This is a genomic window from Mucilaginibacter sp. P4_G9, assembly GCF_056400985.1.
On sequence record NZ_JBFUKF010000632.1, the window covers coordinates 1 to 2,022 of the forward strand.

Consider the following 2,022-nt stretch of genomic DNA (forward strand, 5'->3'; position numbering starts at 1 on the left):
CTTTGATATTGACAATGAAAGCGATTTATGATATTCTAACCAGGGATCATCACCCTGGAACCATCCCTCTACTGCAAGATCTTTCCAGGTGTTCATCTGATCGGCAATATATTGTGCGGCGGATTTTGGCTGCAGACCAAGAGAATTACCACAAAGATAAATGGCATCATTTCCTTTATGCTTTGGAATTAAAAACCTGTTTCTGAAATCTTTTAAAGCGTCCTTCCCGTCCAGTGCTTTGGCAAATGCTAAACTATTTTGATAATCCATTGCTCAATATTACAAAAAAGGCAAATTTAAAGTGTCTACTTATTGGGTTTACTTACGAATTTGTTGCCTTTAACGTAAAAACGATAAGGTAAATAAGCGTCATCGCCGGCATAGCTCACGCCAATACGCGGGCCAATAGTTATTTGCTCATCCGAAAAATTCAGCCCCCGGTCTTCAATCCAAAGCGTATCACTTTGCAAGCTAATAGCATTAATATTCCGGGAAATACCTAACGCCTTTGCAACAGAGCCAGGCCCGGCAGTGATTGTTGATTTAAGTGCCAGCATATTTCGCCTTACCTGCATGGTCTCAATGCCATCAGTTGGATTAATAGCCCTGATCAGTATGGCATGCGGCTCACCTTCAACTGAAGTTACCACGTTAAACATTTCATGAATGCCATAGCATAGGTAAACATAGGCTATACCTCCCTGCATAAACATGGTTTTGGTACGAGGGGTTACCCTGCTTCCAAAGGAGTGTGAGGCCTTATCTATAATACCGTTATAAGCTTCTGTTTCAACAATATAACCACCAGTAGTTACACCATCAATACAGGTAAATAAATACTTGCCCAGCAGGTTTTTGCTGATGGCAACCACATCATTGCCTAAATAATAATCCTCGGTCAGCTTCATTTTTTTGGGAGGATTTGTTTTAAAAGTTTATTAATTTCTTTGCCTTTATCGAAAATCATAATGTGCGTTCCACCTTGTACAATGGTAGCATTTTTTATACGTTTATAATCAAATATCAGATCTTTATCACCGGTTATATGGTAAAGATTTGCAGGGGCTACATCATTTTTCCAGTTTAAAATTGCACCCATGGCCCACTTTACAAATACCGGCGACGTCCTTTTCAGCATATCATTAAACACCCATGCATCCCCTTCGCTCATCTTGCCAAACACCGGTTTGATTATAAACCCCATCGAGGTCATTAGTTTGCCGGGAATTAATTTTTGAACCGGCAAATTCCTAAAGAAACTAAAATACCGGGGCGCCTCATCGCTTGTTTTAATACTGGAAATAATGATCACTTTTTTCATAGGGATAAGCTTAGCCATTTCAACAGCGATCATCCCTCCCATCGAATTACCGATCAATATTGAATCCGGCCTGATATTGTATTGATGAATCAGCTTTTGCGCATAGCCGGCCAACGTATCCCGGGAGTCTGGCTCTATCCAGTCCACCGGAATCACTTCATGATTGCCCAGGTCGATATTATTGAAAATACGCGTATCGGCGCCGAGGCCGGCTACCAGGTAAATCCTGCTCATTAAAATTTTACCAGCTTTACAATCTGTTCCAGGAATCGCGCGTCAGTTTCGTCAAACTGATCCAATAGTTCGCTGTCAACATCCAAAACGCCAACAACCTCACCATTATTAAATACCGGCACTACTATTTCCGACTGCGAAAGAGAGCTACATGCAATATGGCCAGGAAAGGCCTCAACATTGGGCACTATAAGCGTTTTGGCCTGCTTCCATGCCGTACCGCAAACACCTTTACCCAAAGCTATCCGCGTACAGGCCACAGGCCCCTGGAAAGGCCCCAAAACCAATTCACCGTTCTTTACCATATAAAAGCCAACCCAAAACCATTTAAACTGCTCCTTTAAAGCTGCGCTGATGTTAGCCAGGTTGGCTACAAGGTCTGGTTCGCCATATAGTAACGCTTCAATCTGGGGGATCAAAGCAGAATATTGTTCGGTTTTGTCTGTTGATGTGGTTATGTTTAAATC

Annotated in this window: 3 protein-coding genes and 1 pseudogene; all 4 read right to left on the reverse strand. The window is 42.1% G+C overall.

Annotated features, from left to right (window positions below; genetic code table 11):
* Nucleotides 1-270 (reverse strand): annotated as a pseudogene (locus tag AC1DPZ_RS26140) (kynureninase); the annotation flags it as partial.
* A 35-nt stretch (nt 271-305) separates the two neighbouring features.
* Complete coding sequence (locus AC1DPZ_RS26145; protein ID WP_477409018.1) at nt 306-908, reverse strand: DNA-3-methyladenine glycosylase; 603 nt, start codon at nt 906-908, stop codon at nt 306-308.
* Nucleotides 905-1,555, reverse strand: a complete 651-nt coding sequence (locus AC1DPZ_RS26150) for an alpha/beta hydrolase (RefSeq protein ID WP_477409020.1) — start codon at nt 1,553-1,555, stop codon at nt 905-907. Before AC1DPZ_RS26150 ends, AC1DPZ_RS26145 begins: the two co-directional genes overlap by 4 nt.
* On the reverse strand, nt 1,555-2,022 hold a 468-nt coding region (locus AC1DPZ_RS26155; RefSeq protein WP_477409022.1), incomplete at its 5' end, for a GAF domain-containing protein. The genes AC1DPZ_RS26155 and AC1DPZ_RS26150, both read right to left, overlap by 1 nt.